Source organism: Paracoccus aminovorans, from assembly GCF_001546115.1.
In the GTDB taxonomy this organism is placed as follows: Bacteria; Pseudomonadota; Alphaproteobacteria; order Rhodobacterales; family Rhodobacteraceae; genus Paracoccus; species Paracoccus aminovorans_B.
In genome coordinates this window covers 263,161-285,318 of the sequence record NZ_KQ955210.1, presented here as the reverse complement: position 1 = coordinate 285,318, position 22,158 = coordinate 263,161, and the positions used below count along the sequence as shown (strand labels likewise).

The following is a 22,158-nucleotide window of genomic DNA, read 5'->3' as shown; positions in this document are numbered from 1 at the left end:
CTATTTCCGGATGCGGCGGCGCTTCTGGGCGCGCTTGACCTCGGCCAGCCGGGCCTGGGTGGCACGCTTGCGCATCGGGCCCTTGCCCTTGCCGCGCTGGCCCGAGCCCGGCGGCAGCGGCCGGCCCTCGACCTCGAGCAGCTCCAGCAGCAGCCCGCCGGTCAGCGGCACCGCCTCGGACAGGCGGACGGTGACGCGCTGGCCGATGCCGATTTCCAGCCCGGTTTCGGCGCCCATCAGGATCTGCGCATCCGGGTCGTAGTGGAAATATTCGCGGCCGATCTCGCGGATCGGGATCAGCCCGTCGGCCCCGGTCTCGTCCAGCCGCACGAAGGCGCCGAATTTCTGCACGCCCGAGATGCGGCCCGAGAACTCGGCCCCGACCCGGTCGGCGAGATAGGCGGCAAGATAGCGGTCGGTGGTGTCGCGCTCGGCCGCCATCGAGCGGCGCTCGGTTTCCGAGATCTGCTGCGCGGTCTCGGACAGGTTCTCGATGTCCCCCTCCGACAGACCGTCCTTGCCCCATTTGTGTCCAAGGATCAGCGCGCGATGCACGATCAGGTCGGAATAGCGCCGGATCGGCGAGGTGAAATGCGCGTAGCTGCGCAGCGCCAGCCCGAAATGGCCCAGGTTCTCCGGGTGGTAATAGGCCTGCTGCATCGAGCGCAGCGCGGTCATGTTGATCAGCTCGTCGAAATCCGAGCCCTGGGCCTGTTCCAGAAGCCGGTTCAGGTGCCGGGTCTGCAGCACCTGGCCCTTGGCCAGGGTGAAGCCCGAGGCCGCGGCCACCTCGCGCAGCGCGTCGAGCTTTTCCACCGTCGGCTCCTCGTGCACGCGATAGAGCAGCGGGCGGCGCAGGCGTTCCAGTTCCTCGGCGGCGGCGACATTGGCCAGCACCATGAATTCCTCGATCAGCCGGTGCGCGTCGAAGCGGTCGCGGAAATTGACCGACTTCACCCTTCCGTCCGGGGTCAGCACGATCTTGCGCTCGGGCAGATCCAGTTCCAGCGGCTGGCGCCGGGCGCGGGCGGTTTTCAGCAGGCCATAGGCATGCCACAGGGGCCGGATCGCCGCATCCAGCAGCGGCGCCGTGACCGCGTCCGGGTTGCCGTCGGCGGCCGCCTGGGCCTGCTCGTAGCTCAGGCTCGCAGCGGAATGCATCATGGCGCGGTGGAAGCTGTGCGAAACCTTGTTGCCCTGCGCGTCCAGCCGCATGCGGACGGCGATCACCGGCCGGTCCACGCCCTCGTGCAGCGAACAGAGATCGCCCGACAGGATGTCGGGCAGCATCGGCACCACCCGGTCGGGGAAATAGGTCGAGTTGCCGCGCTTCCGCGCCTCGCGGTCCAGGGCCGAGCCCGGGGTGACGTAATGCGCCACGTCGGCGATGGCGACCCAGATGTCGGCGCCGCCGTCCTCGCGGATCTCGGCCGCCACGGCATCGTCGCGGTCGCGGGCGTCCGAGGGGTCGATGGTGATGAGCGGCAGTTGGCGCAGATCCTCGCGGCCCTTCATGGTCGCGGGCCTCGCGGCATCGGCCTCGGCCATGACCACGTCGGGAAAATCGTCGGGGATGCCGTGCTGGTGGATGGCGATCAGGCTGACGGCGCGCGGCGCCGAGGGGTCGCCCAGCCGCTCGGTGATCCGCGCCATCGGCAGGCCCAGGCGGCCGCGCGGGCCGGTCTGCTCGGCCTCGACCAGCTCGCCGCTTTGGGCGCCATGCACTTCGCGCGCCGGGACGACCCATTCCTTGTCATTGCCCTTGTCGATCGGCAGGATGCGGCCGCCGGCCTCGGGGCCGCCGGAGCTGGCGCGGTAGATGCCGACGATCTTGTGGCTGACCGTGCCGATGCGGCGGATCAGCCGGGCCTGGTAGTCGTGATCCTCGCCCCTGGTCTCGATCAGCCGGGCCAGGATGCGGTCGCCGGGGGCCAGCGCCGGGTCGGATTTCAGCGCGGCATAAAGGATGCGCGGCACCGGACCTTCGCCCTGCCATTCCATCGGCTTGGCGAAGATGTCGCCGTCCTTGTCGGGCGGCAGCAGTTGCAGCACCGTGACCGGCGGCAGCCGTTCCGCATCGCGGTAATGCCGGCGGCGGCGCTCCAGCAGCCCCTCGGCTTCAAGCTCTTTCAGGATGCGCTTCAGCTCGATGCGGGCCGCGCCCTTGATGCCGAAGGCCTTGGCGATGTCGCGCTTGGCGGTGGCGTCGGGATGGGCGTTGACCCAGTCGAGAATTTCGGTTCGGGAAGGTAGCTGTGCCATGACACCACGCTAGCACGGCCTCACGCCCTGCGGCAGGGGCAAAAGCTGTTGGAGCGGCGCGGCCGCTGGGCTAGGAATCGGGGCATGGACACGATGCCCGCCTGGACCGACACCGCCCTTTGCCTTCAGGCCCCGACGGCCGAGGGCGTCCTTCCCGTGCTGATCGCCGGCCCCGAGAATGCGCGAGGCACGGTCCTGCTGCTGCATGGCCGCAATGGCGCGCCGGCCCAGCCGCAGATCGCCGAGATCGCGCTGGCCTATCTGGCGCGCGGCTGGCGCGTCGCGGCGCCGGCGCTGCCGAATTCCTCGGCCTCGCCCGGATCGGGGCCGGCCTCCGAGGTCAGCTTTGCCCGCCATGTCCGGGCGGCGGCGGGGGTGCGCGACTGGCTGGCCGCGCAGACCCCGGGCCAGGTGCTGGCGCTGGCCGGGCACAGCATCGGCGGCTATGCCGTGGCGCATCTGGCGGCCGACAGGGCCGATATCCACCATGTCCTCGCGGTTTCGCCGCCGATGTCCGGGATGGTGCTGATGCGCGCGCGCGAGGCGATGGGCCCCGCCGCCATCGAGGAGGTGCGGCGCGAGGCGCCCGCCTATTTCACCGAGATGCAGACCGCCGATGCCGAGCCGGCGCTGCGCCGGGTCACGGCGCCGCTGGCGGTGGTGACGGGCGCCTGCGACGGGCTGGTGCCGCTGGCCGATGCCCGCGCCTATTTCGCCGCCGCGCCGAACGGGCGCTTCTTCGCGGCGCTGCCGGATCAGCATCATTGCCCGGCCGGGCCGGCCTGCGCATCGATGCTGGCGGCGGCGCTGGCCGCGCTTGGCGCCTGACATGGCCGCCCCCGATCCGGGCTGGATCGCGGCGCAGCGGCTGGCCTCGGCCCAAGCGATGCGGGGGGCCTGCTCGGCCACGCATCTGGTCCGGCGGCGCGAGGGCTTCGGCGGCGCGGTGCGGCCGGCGCCAGGGTCGGTGCTGGCCTCGCCCCGCATGGCCAGCTGGGATCCCGAGCCGGATTACTTCCACCACTGGATCCGCGATTCCGCCATCGTCTTGCGTGCCGTGCCGCTGGCCATGATGGCCGATCCGCAGGCGCGCGATTTCTGGCTGCGTTTCATCGCGGATTTCGTCAGCTTCTCGCTGACGCTGTCGGACCCCACGCGGCAGGGACCGCCGATGAACCCGCTGCGCGCCACCATCCGGCCGGGGCTGGAGAAATTCCTGCGCCCCGATGCCGAGTTGGCGGCGCTGTCCGGCACGGCCTGGCTCGAGGAGCCCCGCTTCGGCCCCGACGGCAGCCCGGACCTGGAGCAATGGAGCCGGCCGCAGGACGACGGCCCCGCCCTGCGCGCATCCAGCCTGATGGCGGTGCTGGACGCCGTGCCCCAGGCCGACAGCGCCGCCGCCCGCGCCCTGATCGCCCGCGATCTCGCGCATCTCGCGCGCGTCGCCGGCCGCCCCTGCATCGGCCCGTGGGAGGAGGCGCCGCCCCGCCGCAGCACATTCACCCTGATCGTGCAATGGGACGCGCTGGACCGGGCCGGCCAAAGCGCCGAGGCCGCCCGGCTGGCCGCGCTGATCGACCAGGCGGCCGACCCGGTCTCGGGCGGCTGGCGCGACAGCATCGAGGCCGCGCCGGGTTGGCTCGACGCCGCGACCTGCCTTGCCATCCTGCACGCCCGGCGCAGCGCCGGCCCCTTTGCCCTGACCGCGCCGCGCAGCCGCGCGACCGTGGCGGGGCTGGAGGCGGTCTTTGCCGAGCTCTATCCGATCAACCGGGGCCGCAACCCGCTGGCCATCGGCCGCTTTGCCCGCGATGTCTATTTCGACGGCAACCCCTGGTATCCGACCACGCTGGGCTTTGCCGAGCTGCATTACCGCATCGCAGCGCTGACCGGCGACACCGAGGCCTTCGCCAAGGCCGAAGGCTGGCTCGCGCTGATCCAATCCGTCGCGCCCATCCCCGGCCCGCTGCCCGAGCAATTCGACCGCCGGACCGGCGCCCCGACCGGCTGCCTGGACCTGACCTGGTCGGCAGCGGCCTTCCTGGAAGCCGCTGCCGCGCGCGAGACCGCGCTTCAGGCCATGGCGAGATAGGGCGCCGAAAAGCCCAAGGCGCGCAGGCCCCGCTGCACCTCGGCCCGGCCCGAGACCAGCCGCCAGATCAGCCCCGAGCGGTGGTTTTCCAGCCCGATCACGATCGGCGCCTGGTCGATCGCCAGCCGGCTCTCGGCCACCCAGTCGCGGGCCGGGCAGAAGGCATCGACGAAACCGGCCTCGCCCCAGATCCGGCCGCCCCAGTCATCGTGCATGTGACGCAGCACCGGCATCGCCTCCTCCGGGACAAAGGGAAACGAGGCCAGCGCGGCGGTGGGGGTGATCGTCCCGGTATCCTCGACCGGCGAATGCGCGACATAGCCCGAGGGGTCGTCGCTGGCGGTCAGGCCCCACAGGCTCTCGCCATAGCCCGCCCAGCCCTGCGGGTTCGCCAGGCAATGCGCGCGGTTGACCAGCGCATGCGCCCGGGCCTGCTGGCCGTAATCGGCATAGGCGTCGCGCAACCCGCGCGGGTCGATGCCCAGGAAGGGATATTGCGACAGGAACAGCGGCCCGCCCCAGTCCGGCCCCAAGGGCAGGGTCACGCCGCCGTAATCGCGCCCGTTCAGGAAGGTCGGCGTCTGCGCCCAACTGTCGTGATAGGAGCGCGCCGGGATCGGATGCGTGGCCGAGCCGGCGCCGAGGACGAAGACCGGCATCGCCTCGTTCCAGCCGCGGATCGGCAGGGCACTGGCGGGCCAGGGCCGGTCGGGCTGACGGTGCCACATGACCGCGCCATCCTCGCGCAGATGCGCCGCCCAGTTCACCGCGTCGTAGAGCGCCTGGATGCGGGCGGCCAGTTCCGGCGCTTCGCGGAAATAGGCCCCGGCGCCCAGCAGGCCCAGCATCAGGAAGGCGGTCTCGACCAGGTCGCCGCCGTCGTCGCCGGCCATGAAGGGCAGCACGCGGCCGGTGCGGCCATGCAGGAAATGCGGGAAGACGCCGTCGAAGCGGTCGGCCCCTTCCAGAAAGCCGACCAGCCGCTCGACGCGGTCGAGGATCTCGCGCCGCGGACGCCAGCCGCGCTCGGCCGCGACGATCTGCGCGAGCAGGCCGAAGCCGGTGCCGCCGGTGCAGCAGGTCTGCTCCATGTCATAGCCGAAGGCGCCGGCGCTGCGCTCGCGCGCCATGCCGCTGACCGGATGGCTCCAGTCGAGGAAATACAGCGCCGTGGCCTGGGCCACGCGGTCGCGCAGCGCGGCATCGTCGAGGCCGGTCAGTCGAGCCATGTCAGTGCCACCTCTTGCGTGTCGCGGCTGTTCGGGCCGACATGCAGCCCGACCATGCCGGGGTCGCGGACCCATTCCACCGTCTCGAGCGTCGGCGCCATAGGATAGCGGAACTGGTCGGCGGTGACGGCGAAGCGGACCTCGCGGGCCTCGCCCGGGGCCAGCGCGACTTGCTGGAAGTCGATCAGCTTGCGGCCGGGGCGGGTGACGCGGGCGACCGGGTCGCTGGCGTAAAGCTGCACGGTTTCCAGCGCCGGGCGGTTGCCGGTGTTCTCGATCCCCAGAAGCAGGGTGACGGTCTCATCGGCATGGGCCGCGTGGCGGCAGAGGATCGGGCGGCCATAGCGCACGGCGCTGTAGCCCAGGCCAAAGCCGAAGGGAAAGCGCGGCGCGTCGTCGGGCATGTCGAGCCAGCCGGTCAGGAACTTGCCGAAACGGCCGGGCCAGGGCCGGCCGGTGGTGTCGCAGGCATAGGTCAGCGGCACCTCGCCCGGATGCGCGGGCAGCGTGACCGCCAACCGGCCCGAGGGCTCGGCCGCGCCGAAGATCAGGTCGGCCACGCCCTCGGGGCCCGCAACGCCGCCGTGCCAGGCATAGAGCAGCGCATCGGCCTGGGTCGCGGCCTCGCCCAGGGCCAGCGGCCGGCCGGCAAAGACCACGACCAGCAGCGGCTTGCCGGTCCCGGCCAGCGCCGCGATCAGCCGGCGTTGCGGTGCGGGCAGGTCCACCGCCAGACGCGAGGAGGACTCGCCCGCGTGCTCCTTGGCCTCGCCCACCGCCGCCACCACCACGTCGGCGGCCAGCGCCGCCGCGACCGCCTCGGCCAGCAGCGCGGATTCCTCGCGCGGGTCGCGGGTCACGGTGGTGCCGTGGCAGTTCAGACGCGCCTCGAGCCAGGGCTCGTCGACGATATTCGCGCCCCAGCAGACGGTCGGCGCCTGTCCGGTCAACGCGGCGATGGCCCGGTCCAGCGGCACCACGTCCTCGGCCCGGCCCGAGACCGCCCAGGTGCCCAGCATGTTCGCGCGATCCGCCGCGAAGGGCCCGATCAGCGCCATCCGGCTGCCCGGCGCCAGCGGCAACAGCCCGTCGTTCTTGAGCAGCACCGCCGATTGCGCCGCCGCCTTGCGCGCCAAGGCCCGGCCCTCGGCGCGCGCAGGCGCCTTGCCCGCCATGCCCCGGAACGGATCGTCCAGCAGCCCCAGCCGCGCCTTGAAGGTCAGCACCCGGCGGCAGGCGCGGTCGATCAAGCGACGGACAGCGGCCGGTGACATCGCCAGCCCGGCCGTGCGCGCCGCCAGCCCCTCGGTCGCCAGCGCCGGCAATTCGTTCAGATAATCCTCGCCCACCATGTCCATGTCGATGCCGGCATGCAGCGCGCGCGCCACCGCGACCGGCGCCGGACCAAGCCCATGCGCGACCAGTTCCTTGACGCCGGTATAGTCCGAGACGACCAGCCCGTCGAAGCCCTGGCACCCGCGCAGCCAGCCCTCGACCAGCGGCGCGTTGGCGTGCATCGGCAGGCGGTTCACCGCGTTGAAGGCGACCATGACGCTGGCCGCGCCCGCCTCGATCCCGGCGGCAAAGGGCGGCAGATAGGTCTCGATCAGATCCTCCCAGGCCATCGACACATTGTCGTAATCGCGGCCGCTTTGCGGCGCGCCGTAAGCCACGAAATGCTTCAGGCAGGCGGCGACCCGCTCCGGCGTGCCAAGCCCCGCGCCCTGGAAACCCTGCGTCGCGGCAGCGGCGATGCGCGAGGCCAGCAGCGGATCCTCGCCCGGCCCCTCGGCCACCCGGCCCCAGCGCGGATCGCGGCTGATGTCCAGCATCGGCGCATAGACCTGGTGCAGCCCTTCGGCGGTGGCCTCGGCCGCGGCATGGGCCGAGGTTGCCTCGATCAGCGCCATGTCCCAGCTGCAGGCCAGCGCGATATTCAGCGGAAAGACCGTGCGATGGCCGTGGATCACATCCTCGGCAAAGAACAGCGGGATGCCCAGGCGCGAGCCCGCCAGCGCGCGCTCCTGCATCGCCCGGGCCGAGGCCAGCGACTTGGTGCCGAAGATCGCGCCGACCTGCCCCGCGTCCAGCCGCTGCGACAGCGTGGTCGGGGCCTGCGCCCCGGTCACCAGCCCCTGCCCGGCCGGCAAGAGGTTCAGCTGGCCGATCTTTTCCTTCAGCGTCATCCCGGCCATCAGCCGGTCGACGGCAGCCCCCTGTCCCATGCGTCCCCCGTTACCCTGCCGTCATTCGGCGGCGTGTCGGGCCAGATCGTAATCCAGCGGATCGACGGGCGACAAGCGGCCCTGGCCGTTGCGGATCTCCAGCACCGAGCCATAGAAGGGCGCGCCGTCCGGGCCATAGGGCAGGCTATCGCCATGCAGCACCGACAGCACCGCCGCATCGGGCAGATAGAGGGCAAGCGTCAGGTGAAAGTCGATCGCCGCCCCCGCATCCAGCGCCGCCGTCGCCTCGTCCAAGAGCAGGACGTCGGGCTTGGCCAGCAGGATGCGCGCCAGCACCAGCCGCTGCTTCTGCCCGCCCGAGAGCACGTTGCGCCAGTTCTTGCCCTGGTAAAGCTCGTCCTCCAGACAGGCGATGAATTCGCCCAGGCCGACCAGCGACAGGACCGAGGCCGCGGCGATGTCGGTCTGCTGCTCGGGGTGGTCGGGATAGGTCAAGAGCGCCTTCAGCGTCAGCCGGTCGGGCAGGTCCGGTTCCTGCCCGGCAAAGAACAGCCGCGCGCCCTCGCGCAGGGTGATGCGGCCGGCGCCATAGGGCCAAAGCCCGGCCACCGCCTTCAGCAGGCTGCTCTTGCCGCAGCCGTTCTGGCCGTCCAGATAGACCCGCTCGCCCGGATAAAGCCGCAGCGCCGGCACGGTCAGGAAGGCCGCGGTCATATGGCCGCGATGGTGCAGCCGCAGCCCGTCCAGCGCCAGCACCGGACCCTTGGCGCTGCGCCGGCGCTGGAATGCGCTGACGCCGGTCTCGGCATAGAAGGCCTGGCGGTCGCGCACCCGCTCGATGGCCCGGGCGAGTTCGGTCAGCCGGCCGGCATTGGCCTTGAGCGTGGCAATGGCCGGCATGACGTTGATGAACCACGAGACGTCGCCGATCAACTCGGCCGTCAGCTCGCTGCTGGCGACGAAATCGCGAAAGCTCATGCCGCCCGCCATATAGGCCGGCAGCGCGGGCAGATAGGCCAAGAGCCGGCTGGACAGGAAATTATAGGTGTTGGTGAACAGCATCATCCCGGCCGAAAGCCGGTTCTGCCGCCCCCAGGTCCGGTCCAGGTCGGCGTAAAGGCGGTGGTTGATGCGGCTTTGCGCGCGCTCGCCCCGGGCGATGGCCATCTGGCCCACGCGGTTCAGCATCGCACCCCATTCGCCGCGCCAGGCGCCGTCGCGGCGCTGGCGCTGCACGCTCAGCCGTTCCAGGATGCGGCCGATGCGCCAGGCGACGAAGGTCATCGCCGGGACATAGACCGCGACCATCGCCAGCCCCAGCAGCGCCGAGCCGTATGGACCCGGCCCCAGGTCGAGGCCCAGCACCGCCCCGGCGTCGGCGCCCCAGCGGTCCAGGAAGGGCACCGGCTGGCTGCGCTGGATCAGCGCGACCGAGACGAAATAGATCGAGGTCACCGCCCCCCAGAGCCCCATCGCCAGCCCGATGATGCCGCCATAGAGCCCGCCCGAGCATTCGTCGACGCGCTGGTCGATGGCATCGGGCATGCGCGAGCGGTCGCCCGCGGCAGAGCGGTCGCTCATCAGGTCCAGCGCGATGCGCTCATCGGCCAGGATCGCGCGGTCGAAGCGCCCGACCAGCCAGCCGCGCGCCCGGCGGTGCAGCGTGGCCGAAACGAAATGCCGCAGCGCCACGCCGGCGGCGCGGGCCAGGAAGATGCCCAGATAGGCGCCGCCAGCCAGCAGCACGATGCGCGCGGGGTCGACGCCCGGCGGCGTGTCATGGAAGCTGGCGAGCGAGGCCAGGAAATCCGCGCTGGCCAGCGCGACCCAGACGCTGGCCTTGCTGAGCAGCGTGGTCATCGCCAGCACGATGACGGTCAGCAGCCAAGCCTCGCGCCAGCGTTCCGAAAACCAGTACGCCGACACCAGACCCCAGAAGCTGCTCAGACGTTTCACCTGCCTTTGCCTCTTGCGACGTGCGGACACGGTCATGCTGTCCCGGGCGACGCATGGTCGCCTGCGGGCCGGATCCGGCACATGATGCGATTTTCCCTGCCGCCGGGGCGCTTTGCGGGCGCCTGGCGGCCTCTCCATGGACAAAGCGTAGCAAACCTTGCCGTCGGCGGTAAACCGCCGAGGTGATTTTTCGGACTGTATTATTCGCTAGGTGGTTGCTCTTCGGCGATTCGCGGCCGAGCTTCCGGTAGTTTTGGCGTCGAAGGCGCGGGATGGCCGCCCGTGGCGCGTTCGGCTGGCAGATCGTACGGGCAGTTGCGGAAAAAACTGTAATCCCTAAGAAATCGTCGATCCGAAGCGCCGCTCGTCCTGGACCATCTGCGGCCGATGCCGCCGCCTGGTGCATCGACAGGCGTAACCGCGGGCTGTGGCGGGCCGGCGCAAGATGTGTTGTCTGTTTGCCATGAGGTCCGGAAAACTGCCGAAAATGTCGTAACGAAAGCGAGCGGACGGCCGGGTCCACGCCGAAACAACCGGCCGCGACCGAAACTCCGTCTCCGCTATTCTGCCGGAACGGTCGTCGGGCCCCGAAGATATGCTGCGGTCCGGCAGCGCCGGCTGATCGGGCAGCTTCGGCAATCGGGGTGAGCAACGCGGCAGGTGGTCTGACCCAGCAGTTTCATCAGGACATGGAGTTCCGCAAGATCGGCAGCACGCCAGCCGGGCAGCGCAGCCATCGTCAGGTCATAGGCGGTCCGCGTGTCGGCATTGCTTCGGACAAAGCCGAAGCGGCATAATATCCTCAGGATATGCGTGTCCACCACGAAGGCCGGCATGCGCAATGTGCTGAAGTTGAGCGTGGAGGCCGAGACCTTTCGCCCGACACCCGGCAGGCGTTCCAGCCAGGCGAGCGCCCCGGGGTCGCCCAAGTCGCTCAGAAACGCCAAGTCGAAGTCCGGACGATGAATTGCGATGGCGGCCAGCGTCTTGCCGAGATGGCGCGCCTTCACGTCCGGAAAGGTGACATCGCCGATGAGCCGCTCGAGATCGGTTGCTGCCCCCATGTCGGACCAGCGGGGATAGGCCTCGATGAGGCGCCGATAGGCCCCGAGCGAGACTTCGTCGCGGGTGCGACCGCTGATCAGCGATTTCACCAGCTGGCCGATGGGCGTCCGGGCACAGGTCGGTTCAGCATGGCCGAAGCGGCGCCTCAGCCGGTCCCGCACCCATGCCATATCCTCGGTAGCCCAAAAGCTGAACGCCATCTGCATGAACCATATCTGGAACAAAATAGGAACATTTCAAGGCAGGAAAGCCGTGCTGCCCGGCAGGCCCGCACGGGCGCGGTTACAAAAGTCCGGCGCTCTGGAACATCCCGGCCCTCTTCTGGTTGGCAGGCAGGAGGTGCATCATGACCCGAGAACAAGCGACCCCGAAGGACAACCCCGCGACCGACCCCGAGCGGGAGAACGGCCAGGGAAAGCACGAAGGCATCCCTCACCAGCCGGAAGAGTTCCTCGAAGCTGATCCCGAACGCGGGAAGGAGTGGCCCGCCCAGCCGCGCGGCGCCAAGCCGAATACCGCGATGTGCGAGGACCGCAGCAAGCCCGGCATCGTGGACAAGGGCGAGGACTGCTGACCGCGGGCATGGAAAAGCCCCGCCCCGGGGCAGCCGGGGCGGGGCGTTTGGCTAGTTCGGCCGCTGCGATGATTCTTCCGCATCCAGCTTGGCGATCATGGCGTCGAACAGGCGCTCTGCTTCGTCGTCCGTCAGCGGCTCTTCCTTCTGCCCCTCAGTTTTGCGGTAGTTCGGGTCGTGCAGTTCGGGCACGAATTTCTGACCCATTTTCTCCCCCATCAACTGATTTCACGAGGATAGCACGGCAGCCGGCGAAAGCCCAATCCTGATCCACATGCGAGCGGCTTTTGGCTGGCAGTTGCTTTGACCCTGCCCTGCCTTCCGACCCCCCGCCGCTGTTGCTCTGCAACACGGGAGGTCAGACCGCTGCAGGTCCCTTGGTCATGACGAGAGTCCCATGGAAGGCTTGATGGGCGACGTGCTGGGCGTCGTCACGGGCCGGGGAGACACGGCAGCAGCCATCGCTGCGGCCCGGGCCTATCTCGATGACCGCTTTGCGTTGGGGTTGGCGTGATCCGGAAGCTTCTGACCCCGAGGCGTAGCGCGCGCCAGCGGGGTACCAGAATGTAGATATGTCTCATCGCATTGACATGACGGCATTTTTTAAGTGCCACGGCGGAGCTCGGCAAGATGAATTCGACGTTTTCCCTCCTTCTGGCCTTCCTAGGTGGTGTTGACAAAAGGGATTCACAGGGTGGCCTGATCGTGATTCAAGCTGGTACCTGCAATGGAGACCAGCTTGGCACGAGACCTGATGTCGGACGAGGAATGGGCGTTTCATGAGCGCTTCATTCTGGCCGTGCGCGCCCCGAACGGGCGCAAGCCCGCAAATCACCGCCTTGTTCTTGATGGGATTTTCTGGATCGCGCGGACCGGCTCTCCTTGGCGCGACCTCCCAGAAGAGTTCGGGAAGTGGTCCAGTGTCTACCGCCAGTTCCGGCGCTGGACCCTGGCGGGGTTGTGGGAGCAGATCCTCGAAGCGCTGAACGAAAGTCGGATCGTGCCGGATGCGCTCCAGATGATCGACAGCACCGTGATCCGCGCCCATCATCAGGCAGCGGGCGCAAAAGGGGGACTCCAAGACAGGGTTTTGGCCGTTCAAGAGGTGGTTTCACGACCAAGGTCCACCTGCGCGTCAATGCTGCCGGGCTGCCAATGAGGTCGGACATCACGCCGGGCCAGACATCGGACTACCTGGGCTTTGATCTGGTCATGGACGACAACCTGCCGGAGCCTTGCATCCTGCTGGCCGATCGCGGCTATGACTCCGACAAGGTTCGCAAAACCATGGAGGCGCGTAGCATCCTGCCGGTGGTCCCGATGCGCAAGTCTCGCAGGCTCCGTGTCGCTGTCGATCGCAGGCTCTACCGGCTGCGGAACCTTGTCGAGCGGTGCTTCAACAAGCTCAAGAACGATCGCCGTGTCGCCACCCGCTACGACAAGACCGCCGAAAGCTTCCTTGGCTTCATCGATATCACGTCGATCCGCCTCTGGCTCCGCCATTTGTCAACATGACCTAGCCCGGTTCTTCATGCCGCGGCACAACGCGCAGATGCGGCTGCTCAAGGCCCAGATCCATATTCTGCGAGCCCGCATCCCGGCGCAAAGGATCATCCTGTCGCCCGCCGAGAAATCCGAACTGCTGCGCATCGGGGCCGAGTGCGGGTACGATATCGACGGGCTCATGGAAGTGGCCAGACCCGCGACCTACAAGCGCTGGCTCGCCCAGATGCGCGCCGGCCGCCCATTCCAGGCGGTGGGCAGGCCGCGCCTGACGCAGGAGTTGCGCGATGTCGTCATCCGCATCGGGTCGGAAAACAGAGGTGGCTCCGGAAATCTGAACAGCCGGGATAAGTGGATTTTCCGCGTATGAGCCGGGCCAGAAATTGATCCAGTGGATCAATTTCCCGGCGATTGGGCAGCATGATGCTGCGAGCGAGGAGAAGACCATGGGAAGACGACCGCGCCGGAACCACAGTCCGGCCTTCAAGGCGAAAGTGGCGGCAGCCGCGATCAAGGGCGAGAAGACGCTGATCGAGCTGGCGCAGGATTTCGACGTGCACACCAATGCGGAGGTGCGGGAACTCAACGAGGCGGCCCGCGACCGGATGCGGGAAGCGGGCGATCTTGGCGAGGACGTGCGCGTGACGGTGGAGCGCGGCGAACGACACTTCGCCGCAGGGGATCGCATCATGTTCCTGCAAAACGAGCGCGGTCTTGGTGTGAAGAATGGCACGTTCGGCACCATCGAACAGGTCAGCACGCAGAGCATGACCGTGCAGACTGACGATGGCCGTTCCGTCGCTTTCGACCTCAAGGACTACAATCGCATCGACCACGGCTATGCCGCGACCATCCACAAGGCGCAGGGCATGACGGTGGACCGCACCCATGTTCTGGCAATACCGGGCATGGATGCCCACGGCAGCTATGTGGCCCTGTCACGCCACCGCGACGGCATGGACCTCCACTATGGCCGCAACGACTTCGCCGATCAGGACAGGCTTGCCGCACCTTGGCAATGTCACCATCGGCCTCGGTCAGCGCATCCTTGCGGTCGCGCCACATTCGGCCGGTGTAGTACATCTGCGAGAAGTAGTGGCTCATGCCCTCCGATCCGGTCCGATGGCGCTGGTGGATCCGTTCATAGAAGGTCTGACCGGACGAGCTGGTCGAGCCGATGTAGCGAAGATCGCCATGATGATCGACGAGGCGGTAGAGACCGCGTGCATCGCGCGGCGCCTGGGCGGTCGGGAGGGGTGTGGCTTCTAGAAGGGCGGACAACAGGTCTTCTGCCGCGAAACGCATAGTCAAAATCCGGATCAGTTGAAACTCAGCAAGCGGCAAAAGCTGCATTGGCCAGACAGCCAGGGCCAGCCGACAGGACGGCACGGTAAATGGGGAAACTGCGTTTGTCATCAGAGACTTCGCGCAAAACTCCCAAGACTTACCAACGACCACGCCGCCCGTGTCGCGTCGCCATCTGCTTTGAGGCGAGCCGGAACCAGCGAAACACGGGCGCAACGCGATCCGGTCAGTTCATTGAAATGTATGGGGATGGTGAATCCGTCTCGCCGAGAGCGAGGGGCGGGTGGAAAGAGACGGTGGGCGTTCGGAGACCGATCTCGCGCAGTCGGCCCGTCTCCGAAGGGCGGATGGTCCTTGCAAACCCCTTTGGCACATAAAGAAAAAGGCCCCGCGAGGGACCTGTTTTCGGGTTTGCAATGTACAAGTGGCGGAGGGAAAGGGCCTGAAAGACAACCTTCTCCAATTGTAACGCATTGATTGTATTATATTTTGTTGAACACGATCTCAGATCGTGCTTGGAAAGCATTGGTTTGGCGCATTGTTATGCCGTCAGGTGTCAGCGGAGGTTGACGTCCACACCGTCCCTGGGGCCCGAATGCGCTCGGCGCTTTCGTCTATAATGAGGGACGATCAGTCTGCCGTTCTGCACGCAAAAATTGATCTGCTGCGAGGTTATGTGCGTAAAGCAAAGAAAATGGCCAGAATAGCAGAAGGTTCGCCCTATCTGCGGCGGCTGGACGACAACTGGCAGCTCAAGAATTTCGAGGGACTCCCCATGCTTCAAGTCGCGCTTCTCTATACTGCAACCGCCGCGGTGTTTCTCGCTCTGGATGCGATAGGGATCCGGTTTCTCATCCGGCCGGTGTTCGAGCGCAATGTCGGCCATCTTCTTGCCGATCCGCTGCGGCTTGGTCCGGCAGCGCTGTTCTATCTGGGATATATCGCCGGGCTTGTGTGGCTGGTTTCCTGGCCCGCGCTGAAGGGCAACGATCCCCTGCAGGCGTTGATCGGAGGCATGGTCATCGGGCTGATGTGTTATGGTACCTATGAGATGACTAATTACGCCACGCTCGCCGACTGGTCGTGGGAGCAGGTCATCATCGATGGATTGTGGGGCATGCTGCTGACCGGATTTTCAGCCTGGATTGGCGTTCTGGCACTTTCGGGGCGATTTAACTGAACGATCAGCCCAAGCGTCGCAACAGGCGCAGCGAGAGCGCATAAGGCAAGGCCCGCACCAGCTTCATCACCCAGGTGAAGCGGCGCGGGAAATGGATCTCGAATCCCCGCCGCTGCATCCCGCGCAGCACCGCCTCTGCCGCCTGCTCGGGAGTGATGATTGCGGGCATGGCAAAGTCGTTTCTTGCTGTCAATCTGGTCTGGACGAAGCCAGGACAGACCAGCCGCACGTCCACGCGCGGTGCCAGTTCGACCGCAAGCGTTTCGGCCAGGTTGTTCACCGCAGCCTTGGTCGCTGAATAAGGCTGCCCCCCCGGCAGACCGATATAGCCCGCAACCGAGCCGAACAGCACCAACTGTCCACCGTCGCGCAGCAGCGGGGGGCATTGGCGGGCGACCTCGATCATGCCCAGGATGTTGACCCGCACCATCGCCTCGGCTTGGGCGGGGTCGATGTCGGCGACGCGACCGGGATCATAAAGCGCGGCGGTGCAGATGATCGCATCGAGCGGCGCCTCAAGCGCAAGCCGCTTCACCACCGCTGCCAGCGTTTCGGGTTGTCCCAGATCCAGCGGCAGGGCCTGCGCACCGCCGCATTCCGTGGCCAGCACCTCCAGCGCGTCACCATCGCGGGCGGAAAGGATCAGCTGCGCACCTTGCCCGGCCAGCGCCCGGGCAAGTGCAGCGCCGATCCCGGCGCTGGCACCAATGATCCAGATGCGGCGGCCTGCATGGCCCATCCTTCAAATCCGGAAGATCGGCTGCAACAGCCGCGGGATCAGCGCGCGAAAGCGCAGGGGCGCATCTGTTGCCGCCAGGCAGATGCAAGGCTCGCCTGGGCCGGCCACGGGTTGGTGGTCGATCTCGTCATGCGCCACTTCTACGTCGCCGCGATGAAATGCGCCCGCACTGTCGGAAAAGCTGCCCTGCAGCACCAGCGTCAATTCCTGCCCGCTATGCCCGTGTTCGGGCACGGCCTTGCCCGGCGGGATATACAACAACCGCAGCGAGCCTTCACGATCGGTGGTCAGGATCTGCTGGCGGATGCCACCGCCCAACATGCGCCAGTGCGGCGGCCTTCCGCCCAATTCGTGCATCACAGCCGAGGGAAACGGGCCAGAGGCGCGCGGGGGCGGTTTCGGCGCCGGTGCGTCCAGTGCCGCCATCATACGGTCGCGTGCATCGGCGCGCAGCTTTGCACCCTCTGCACCCAGCAAAAACGCGCCGCCGATCATGTCTACCGCCTCGTGGCGGGCGCGGCATTGGTCGCAAAGTGACAGATGCGCAGCCACGACCACGCCGAAGGCATGTGGCAAGGTTCCGGCGCGATACGCGTCAAGCATGTGGTCGGGGATGTGGTGGCGGATGGCGGTCATGGTGCGATATTCCTCAGTTCATGCCTGAGGCGTTCAAGGCCAAGCCGGATGCGGGACTTGATCGTGCCAAGCGGCAGCCCGGTCATTTCACTGATACGGCTATGGGGAACGTCGTTGAAATAGGCGGCGCGCAGCGCCTCGACCTGTTCGGGAGCGAGTCGCGCAAGTGCCTCGGCCAGGTGGCGCGCCTCCTGCTGCAGAGCGATGATCTGATCTGCGTCGGGTTCCAGGCTCTCAAGCTCGGGCATCTCGTCGGGTTGTGCCAGCGGGCGGCGGCGCGCCATGTCGATGCGCCGGTTCCGGGCAATGCCATAGATCCAACCGGCCGCGTCGGCGCGATGCGGGTCAAACTGTCCGGCCTTGTGCCAGACCGCAAGCATCACATCCTGCACCACATCCTCGGCAGTAACGTCGTGCAGCCCGCCGCGCAGCATCATCGCCTTGATCCTTGGGGCAAAATGGTCAAAGAGCCGTCCGAACGCCGCGCGGTCACGGCTGTCGCGGACAGCGATCAAATCTCGACTTAACTCGGAAAGATCACCCATCGGCTGCTGACTCACCACTGTGGCACCCACGGCACCGCTATAGACCAGTGGCGGTGCCATCGGACCGAGCGTTCTATAAGTGCAAGGCTCGACAGGTGCAAATGCAGTGTTCATGCCATGCAATACGGGTGACAAGGCGTAGCAGATCATTCTTACGGCAATTTTTCGGTTTGATTGATCCAAGGCCAGGTTCCACGCGTAACCTTGTCAAAGAGTTAGTGGAGTCCAGATGCCTTTTGACATCACCAACGGCGCGCCGCAGCGAATTGCCATCGTCGGCGGGGGCATATCGGGCTTGGCTTGCGCATGGGTTCTGTCGCGCCACCATCATGTTACGTTATACGAAGAAGCGATCCGGCTTGGCGGCCATGCGCGCACGGTTCTTGCCGGCAAGCGGGGCGATCAGCCGGTCGATACCGGGTTCATCGTGTTCAACCATGTCAATTACCCGCATCTGACGGCGATGTTTCGCGACCTTGACGTGCCAATCGTCAAAAGCGACATGAGCTTTGGCGTCTCGCTGGACGCTGGCGGGGTGGAATATGCGCTGCGGTCCGGCAATGCGCTGTTCGGCCAGCGCCGCAACATCGTGGACCCGCGCTTTCACCTGATGATCCGCGACATCCTGCGCTTCAATGCCGGGGCCGAGGCCGAAGTGGCGGCAGCGCCCGAGATGACCATCGCCGCCCTGATCGCGCGGATGCGTCTGGGTGCACGATTTCGCGACCATTACCTTTATCCGTTCTGCGGGGCGATCTGGTCCACGCCCGATCACGACATCGGGGCCTTCCCGGCCCGTGCGATGGTGCGGTTCATGCGCAACCACGGGCTATTGTCGCGCGGCCAGCATCACCGGTGGTGGACGGTGGACGGCGGCTCGATCTCCTATGTCGAGCGCCTGTTGGCGGCGCTGGTGCAGGCCGGAGTCGATCTGCGCCCCGGCACTTGCGTTGAGGCGGTCACGCGCAGCGGCGATACCGTAACCCTGCGCGCCAAAGGGGCAGAGGCCGAAAGTTTCGATCATGTCATCCTTGCAACCCATGCCGATCAGGCGCTCGCGATCCTGAGTGATGCTGACGGGACCGAACAGGCCGCCCTTTCGGCAATCCGGTTCCAGCCCAACCACGCTGTCCTTCACGCAGATCCATCCGTGATGCCGCGCCGCCGCAGATGTTGGAGTTCATGGGTCAGCCGGGGCGATACCGGGCGAGCGGGTGTGGCCGTCACCTATTGGATGAACAGGCTGCAGAATATCCCGGACGACGATCCGCTGTTTGTCACGCTGAACGCGGGTGACGGGATCGACCCGCGTTTGATCTACGATCAGGTAACCTTCCGTCATCCGGTCTTTGATCTTACGGCGTTGGACGCACAGGCGCGGATTGCCGCGATGCAGGGCAATCGCAACACCTGGTTTGCTGGAGCATGGCTGCGCAACGGCTTTCACGAAGACGGCTTTGCCAGCGCCATGCGCATCGCGCGGCGGTTGCTGCCTGTGGCGGTGCTGCCATGACCCTCGCCGCGCGGCTTGAGGCGGGTGAGGTGCTGGCGATGCCCGCGCTGGTGACCCATGCCCGGCGCGGTGCCCTGCGCTACACATTCCGTACCCATGCCGATCATCTGCTGCTGGCGCCTGAACATTTTCACCCGCCCCGGCTGATGGGGCATAACAGGTTTGGCCTGATCGCCTTTTACGACTCCGACCACGGCGGCCCGCGTGGCGCGGGCACCGGCGCCCACTGGGCCTGGGCGCAGTTCGGCGCGGCCGGGATCGCCCGCCGTCCGGGGCTGGTGCTGGTGCTGGTGACGCAGCCACGTTTCTTGGGCTACTGGTTCAACCCAGTCAGCTTCTGGATGCTGATCCAGGGCGACGCGCTGATCGCCGCGATTGCCGAGGTCAACAACACCTTCGGCCAACGCCACAGTTATCTGCTGGCCCGCCCCGACCTTGCGCCGATTACCGCTGAAACGGAACTGACCGCGCGCAAGGTGTTTCACGTCTCGCCCTTTCAGGACGTGGCGGGGGAGTATCATTTCCGCTTTGCCCTGCATCCCGACCGCATCGCCATCCGCATCGCACAACAGGACGGCGCGGGAGGCATCGACACCGCCATGACAGGGCGCCTGGTGCCGCTGACCACCCTCGGGGTTCTTGCAACAAGTTTTCGCCGGCCGGGCGGTGCGCTGCGGGTGATTGCCCAGATCTATTGGCACGCGCTGCGCCTGAAACTCAAAGGCGCTGCCTATCGCCGCGTTCCCACCCCACCCGATCAGGAAATCAGTCGATGAGCCTTGCGACACGCTCCCTCAAGTCCCGCTTTCTTTCCGCCCTTGAAGGGATCGGCGATGGAATCCTGACCCTTACCACGCCCGAGGGCACGCGCCATCGCTTTGGCAGCGCCGGCCCCGAGGCGGACTTGCAGATCCGCGACTGGCGGCTGCTTCCGCGTCTGGCGCTGCGCGGCGATGTGGGCTTGGGCGAAGGCTGGATCGCCGGCGAGTGGCACAGCGAGACGCTGGAGGCGACGCTGTCGCTGGCCCTGCGCAACCTTGGCCTTCGGGCCGGTTGGGGAGAGCCGGGGCGGCTTCAGGCCATGCGAATGCGGCTGGTCGACCGACTGATGCGGCCAAACAGTCTGCGTGGATCGCGGCGCAATATCCGCGCGCATTACGATGTGGGGAACGAGTTCTACCAGTTGTGGCTTGATCCCGGCATGACCTATTCCTCGGCACTGTTTGGTGAAGGCGATGATCTGCCGCGCGCGCAGGCCCGCAAGAACGCGCGCATCCTGGCGCAACTGACACCGGGCGAAAGCCTGCTGGAAATCGGCTGCGGCTGGGGCGGGTTCGCCGAAGCTGCTGCGGATCACGGCCATGACGTGACCGCGATCACGCTGTCGCCCTCGCAAAAGGGCTATGCCGATGCCCGGCTGGATGGCCGCGCCGAGGTGCGGCTTCAGGATTACCGTCAGGTGACGGGCAGCTTTGACAACATCGTGTCGATCGAGATGATCGAGGCGGTGGGAGAACGCTATTGGCCGACCTATTTCGCCACCCTCAAGGCGCGGCTGGCACCGGGTGGGCGGGCGGTCTTGCAGGCGATCACCGTGCCTGATGCCGAGTTTTCGGTATATCGCCGCCGCTCGGATTTCATCCGTCAGCATGTCTTTCCCGGCGGCATGCTGCCCTGTTCTGCGATCATCATCCATGAGGCCGCAAAGGCCGGGCTGCGCGTCCAAGACAGCCACGCTTTCGGCCCGGATTATGCCCGCACCTGCCGGATCTGGTGCGAGAGGATGATGCAACAGCGCCCGCGCATCGAGCGGCTTGGCTATGGTGACGCGTTCCTGCGCGGCTGGCAGTTCTATCTGGAGGGCTGCGCCGCTGCCTTTGCCACAGGGCGCTGCGATGTGGTGCAGGTGACGCTTGACCACGCGGATGCGGCGGCTTGAATGACGGCGCCCGGCATCCTCTGGCTGACCCGTGATTTTCGTCTGCATGACAACCCCGCGCTTCAGGCCGCCATTGCCGATGGTCCACTGCTGCCGGTTTTCATCATCGACCGGCTGACCATGACGCAGGGCGCGGCCAGCCGCTGGCGGCTGATGCGCGCGCTGCAATCGCTGGATGCCACCCTTCGGCAACGCACCGGCGGCAAGGGCATCACGATCCTGCGCGGCGAGGCGGATGAGATCCTGCCACCGTTGATGAAGCGGCTGGGAGTGCGCAGGCTGCACCAGTCCGACTGGCCCACATCCGAAATGCGGACGCTGCAAGGCCGCATGCGGGCGGCCCTGCGGCCTGCGGGTGCCGAGCTGGTCCTGCATCCGGGCCATCTTCTGGTGCACCCCCGGGCGATCCGAACAGGCAATGGGGGCGCCTATCGGGTCTATTCCCCCTTTGCGCGGGCAGTGCGGCAGCTCGGCCCCGATCGGCCCGCCGCTGACGCGCCGCGGCGGATCACAGCTTGCACCGAGCCGCTTCAGGGGCTTGATCCACTGAAACTGGATCTCGCTCCGGACCTGCACCGTGGCCGCGCCGCCTTGGAGCAGTTTGCCCCGCCTGCGGGCGAAGGCGCAGCGCTTGCCCGGCTGGACGACTTTCTCGACCGAGCCTCTGCCTATCCCGGCGGGCGTGATCGCCCCGATCTCGACGCGACTTCCGGCCTCTCCGATCATCTTGCGGTGGGAGAAATCAGTCCACGCGTGGTCTGGGCCAGCGCCATGCTGAGGGCCGAGGTGTCGCCCGAACACGCAGCCGGCATCGGCAAGTTCCTGTCCGAAGTGATCTGGCGCGACTTTTCCTGGCATCTGCTGATCGAGTTCCCGCAGATGCCGGTTGCCTGCTGCCGTCCCGAATGGGAGGGCTTTCCCTGGCGCAAAGACGCCCCTGAGCTGATCGGCTGGCAGCGGGCGGAAACCGGGGTGGCGCTGGTCGATGCCGGATTGCGCCAGATGTGGTTGACGGGCCGGATGCACAACCGCGTGCGCATGGTGGTTGCAAGCTGGCTGACCAAGCATCTGCTGATCGACTGGCGCGCGGGGCTGGCGCATTTCGCCGATTGCCTGACCGATTGGGACCCGGCCGCCAATGCGATGAACTGGCAATGGGTGGCGGGCTGCGGCCCCGATGCGGCGCCCTATTTCCGCATCTTCAACCCCGAGAGGCAGGCGGAACAATACGACCCTCAGGGCGATTATCGCCGGCGCTGGCTTGCTGGATTTGACGGTGCCTCTTACCCAGAGGCTGAGGTCTGGCTGCAAAGCATTCCACCGGCGTGGAACCGCGGACCTTGGCTCCCCGGTCCCCCATCCATGCTGGCCAAGGGGCGCAATGCCGCGCTGGCGGCCTTGGCACAGTTTCGCGCCACCATATCGGAGACCTGA

19 protein-coding genes and 1 pseudogene are annotated in these 22,158 nt (G+C 67.0%); 11 read left to right on the top strand and 9 right to left on the bottom strand.

All coding sequences use genetic code 11. From position 1 onward, the window contains the following. Nucleotides 1-2,262 carry a ribonuclease R gene (rnr, locus tag ASV56_RS19205; RefSeq protein ID WP_062563590.1) on the bottom strand — a complete coding sequence of 754 codons (2,262 nt, stop codon included), beginning with the start codon at nt 2,260-2,262 and terminating at the stop codon, nt 1-3. 84 nt (nt 2,263-2,346) lie between these two features. On the opposite strand from rnr, the gene ASV56_RS19200 reads away from it, so the two are divergent. Beyond that, nucleotides 2,347-3,090: an alpha/beta fold hydrolase gene (locus tag ASV56_RS19200; RefSeq protein ID WP_062563589.1), complete on the top strand. Its 744-nt coding sequence runs from the start codon at nt 2,347-2,349 to the stop codon at nt 3,088-3,090. A gap of 1 nt (nt 3,091) precedes the next feature. Then, nucleotides 3,092-4,354, top strand: a complete 1,263-nt coding sequence (locus tag ASV56_RS19195) for a glycoside hydrolase family 15 protein (protein ID WP_062563588.1) — start codon at nt 3,092-3,094, stop codon at nt 4,352-4,354. On the opposite strand, the gene ASV56_RS19190 is transcribed toward ASV56_RS19195, so the two are convergent. The 4 genes from ASV56_RS19190 to ASV56_RS19175 form a co-directional block, all read right to left on the bottom strand. Next, nucleotides 4,336-5,583 carry a glucoamylase family protein gene (locus ASV56_RS19190; RefSeq protein ID WP_062563587.1) on the bottom strand — a complete coding sequence of 416 codons (1,248 nt, stop codon included), beginning with the start codon at nt 5,581-5,583 and terminating at the stop codon, nt 4,336-4,338. The two genes, ASV56_RS19195 and ASV56_RS19190, sit on opposite strands and share 19 nt — an antisense overlap. Beyond that, nucleotides 5,571-7,808: a glycoside hydrolase family 3 N-terminal domain-containing protein gene (locus ASV56_RS19185; RefSeq protein ID WP_062563586.1), complete on the bottom strand. Its 2,238-nt coding sequence runs from the start codon at nt 7,806-7,808 to the stop codon at nt 5,571-5,573. Before ASV56_RS19185 ends, ASV56_RS19190 begins: the two co-directional genes overlap by 13 nt. A 21-nt stretch (nt 7,809-7,829) precedes the next feature. After that, a complete protein-coding gene (locus ASV56_RS19180; protein ID WP_062563585.1) occupies nt 7,830-9,725 on the bottom strand; it encodes an ATP-binding cassette domain-containing protein in 1,896 nt (631 codons plus the stop codon). 560 nt (nt 9,726-10,285) lie between these two features. After that, on the bottom strand, nt 10,286-10,996 hold the full coding sequence (locus ASV56_RS19175; RefSeq protein WP_062563584.1) for an endonuclease III domain-containing protein: 711 nt from the start codon (nt 10,994-10,996) through the stop codon (nt 10,286-10,288). Nucleotides 10,997-11,136: 140 nt separating this feature from the next. Between ASV56_RS19175 and ASV56_RS19170 the strand changes: the two genes are divergently transcribed. Beyond that, nucleotides 11,137-11,364: a hypothetical protein gene (locus tag ASV56_RS19170; protein ID WP_062563583.1), complete on the top strand. Its 228-nt coding sequence runs from the start codon at nt 11,137-11,139 to the stop codon at nt 11,362-11,364. Nucleotides 11,365-11,415: 51 nt separating this feature from the next. Here the strand turns inward: ASV56_RS19170 and ASV56_RS24065 are convergent, their stop codons facing one another. Next, nucleotides 11,416-11,571, bottom strand: a complete 156-nt coding sequence (locus tag ASV56_RS24065) for a hypothetical protein (protein WP_172823798.1) — start codon at nt 11,569-11,571, stop codon at nt 11,416-11,418. A gap of 520 nt (nt 11,572-12,091) precedes the next feature. Here ASV56_RS24065 and ASV56_RS23135 point away from each other — a divergent pair. The 4 genes and pseudogenes from ASV56_RS23135 (at nt 12,092) to ASV56_RS19150 (ending at nt 15,352) form a co-directional block, all read left to right on the top strand. Next, a protein-coding gene (locus tag ASV56_RS23135) for an IS5 family transposase (protein WP_156429095.1) occupies nt 12,092-12,879 on the top strand; the annotation gives its coding sequence in 2 pieces (ribosomal slippage) (nt 12,092-12,428 and nt 12,428-12,879; 789 coding nt in all). A gap of 16 nt (nt 12,880-12,895) precedes the next feature. After that, the gene (locus ASV56_RS24660; RefSeq protein ID WP_062563582.1) at nt 12,896-13,237 is read left to right on the top strand and encodes a hypothetical protein; all 342 of its coding nucleotides are present in this window, start codon (nt 12,896-12,898) and stop codon (nt 13,235-13,237) included. Nucleotides 13,238-13,313: 76 nt separating this feature from the next. Next, nucleotides 13,314-13,433: pseudogene (locus tag ASV56_RS24210) on the top strand (IS3 family transposase); the annotation flags it as partial. Between the two features lie 1,334 nt (nt 13,434-14,767). After that, nucleotides 14,768-15,352, top strand: coding sequence for a DUF2177 family protein (locus tag ASV56_RS19150; RefSeq protein WP_322789440.1), 585 nt, complete (start codon nt 14,768-14,770; stop codon nt 15,350-15,352). 4 nt (nt 15,353-15,356) lie between these two features. Here the strand turns inward: ASV56_RS19150 and ASV56_RS19145 are convergent, their stop codons facing one another. From ASV56_RS19145 to ASV56_RS19135, 3 genes are read right to left on the bottom strand one after another with little or no spacing between them, the layout of a single operon-like run. After that, the gene (locus tag ASV56_RS19145) at nt 15,357-16,091 is read right to left on the bottom strand and encodes an SDR family NAD(P)-dependent oxidoreductase (RefSeq protein WP_062563581.1); all 735 of its coding nucleotides are present in this window, start codon (nt 16,089-16,091) and stop codon (nt 15,357-15,359) included. Nucleotides 16,092-16,094: 3 nt separating this feature from the next. Beyond that, nucleotides 16,095-16,727, bottom strand: a complete 633-nt coding sequence (locus ASV56_RS19140; protein WP_062563580.1) for a ChrR family anti-sigma-E factor — start codon at nt 16,725-16,727, stop codon at nt 16,095-16,097. After that, nucleotides 16,724-17,332: a sigma-70 family RNA polymerase sigma factor gene (locus tag ASV56_RS19135; protein ID WP_253880169.1), complete on the bottom strand. Its 609-nt coding sequence runs from the start codon at nt 17,330-17,332 to the stop codon at nt 16,724-16,726. Before ASV56_RS19135 ends, ASV56_RS19140 begins: the two co-directional genes overlap by 4 nt. 169 nt (nt 17,333-17,501) lie before the next feature. On the opposite strand from ASV56_RS19135, the gene ASV56_RS19130 reads away from it, so the two are divergent. The 4 genes from ASV56_RS19130 to ASV56_RS19115 are packed head-to-tail and all read left to right on the top strand — an operon-like array spanning nt 17,502 to nt 22,158. Beyond that, a complete protein-coding gene (locus ASV56_RS19130; RefSeq protein ID WP_062563578.1) occupies nt 17,502-18,785 on the top strand; it encodes an NAD(P)/FAD-dependent oxidoreductase in 1,284 nt (427 codons plus the stop codon). Further along, nucleotides 18,782-19,561, top strand: coding sequence for a DUF1365 domain-containing protein (locus ASV56_RS19125; RefSeq protein WP_062563577.1), 780 nt, complete (start codon nt 18,782-18,784; stop codon nt 19,559-19,561). The genes ASV56_RS19130 and ASV56_RS19125 overlap by 4 nt, the downstream gene beginning before the upstream one ends. Continuing rightward, entirely contained in the window at nt 19,558-20,724 is a 1,167-nt protein-coding gene (locus ASV56_RS19120) for an SAM-dependent methyltransferase (protein WP_062563576.1), read from the top strand. The genes ASV56_RS19125 and ASV56_RS19120 overlap by 4 nt, the downstream gene beginning before the upstream one ends. Continuing rightward, complete coding sequence (locus ASV56_RS19115; RefSeq protein ID WP_062563575.1) at nt 20,725-22,158, top strand: cryptochrome/photolyase family protein; 1,434 nt, start codon at nt 20,725-20,727, stop codon at nt 22,156-22,158.

Excerpts from the sequence above, each read along its gene's own strand:
- ASV56_RS19150 (WP_322789440.1), top strand. The coding sequence starts at position 14,768 with ATGCGCTCGGCGCTTTCGTCTATAATGAGGGACGATCAGTCTGCCGTT.
- ASV56_RS19140 (WP_062563580.1), bottom strand. The coding sequence starts at position 16,727 with ATGACCGCCATCCGCCACCACATCCCCGACCACATGCTTGACGCGTAT.
- ASV56_RS19195 (WP_062563588.1), top strand. The coding sequence starts at position 3,092 with ATGGCCGCCCCCGATCCGGGCTGGATCGCGGCGCAGCGGCTGGCCTCG.
- ASV56_RS19190 (WP_062563587.1), bottom strand. The coding sequence starts at position 5,583 with ATGGCTCGACTGACCGGCCTCGACGATGCCGCGCTGCGCGACCGCGTG.
- rnr (WP_062563590.1), bottom strand. The coding sequence starts at position 2,262 with ATGGCACAGCTACCTTCCCGAACCGAAATTCTCGACTGGGTCAACGCC.
- ASV56_RS24660 (WP_062563582.1), top strand. The coding sequence starts at position 12,896 with ATGCCGCGGCACAACGCGCAGATGCGGCTGCTCAAGGCCCAGATCCAT.
- ASV56_RS19200 (WP_062563589.1), top strand. The coding sequence starts at position 2,347 with ATGGACACGATGCCCGCCTGGACCGACACCGCCCTTTGCCTTCAGGCC.
- ASV56_RS19135 (WP_253880169.1), bottom strand. The coding sequence starts at position 17,332 with ATGGCACCGCCACTGGTCTATAGCGGTGCCGTGGGTGCCACAGTGGTG.
- ASV56_RS19170 (WP_062563583.1), top strand. The coding sequence starts at position 11,137 with ATGACCCGAGAACAAGCGACCCCGAAGGACAACCCCGCGACCGACCCC.
- ASV56_RS19120 (WP_062563576.1), top strand. The coding sequence starts at position 19,558 with ATGAGCCTTGCGACACGCTCCCTCAAGTCCCGCTTTCTTTCCGCCCTT.
- ASV56_RS19175 (WP_062563584.1), bottom strand. The coding sequence starts at position 10,996 with ATGCAGATGGCGTTCAGCTTTTGGGCTACCGAGGATATGGCATGGGTG.
- ASV56_RS19145 (WP_062563581.1), bottom strand. The coding sequence starts at position 16,091 with ATGGGCCATGCAGGCCGCCGCATCTGGATCATTGGTGCCAGCGCCGGG.
- ASV56_RS19185 (WP_062563586.1), bottom strand. The coding sequence starts at position 7,808 with ATGGGACAGGGGGCTGCCGTCGACCGGCTGATGGCCGGGATGACGCTG.
- ASV56_RS19125 (WP_062563577.1), top strand. The coding sequence starts at position 18,782 with ATGACCCTCGCCGCGCGGCTTGAGGCGGGTGAGGTGCTGGCGATGCCC.
- ASV56_RS24065 (WP_172823798.1), bottom strand. The coding sequence starts at position 11,571 with ATGGGTCAGAAATTCGTGCCCGAACTGCACGACCCGAACTACCGCAAA.
- ASV56_RS19115 (WP_062563575.1), top strand. The coding sequence starts at position 20,725 with ATGACGGCGCCCGGCATCCTCTGGCTGACCCGTGATTTTCGTCTGCAT.
- ASV56_RS19130 (WP_062563578.1), top strand. The coding sequence starts at position 17,502 with ATGCCTTTTGACATCACCAACGGCGCGCCGCAGCGAATTGCCATCGTC.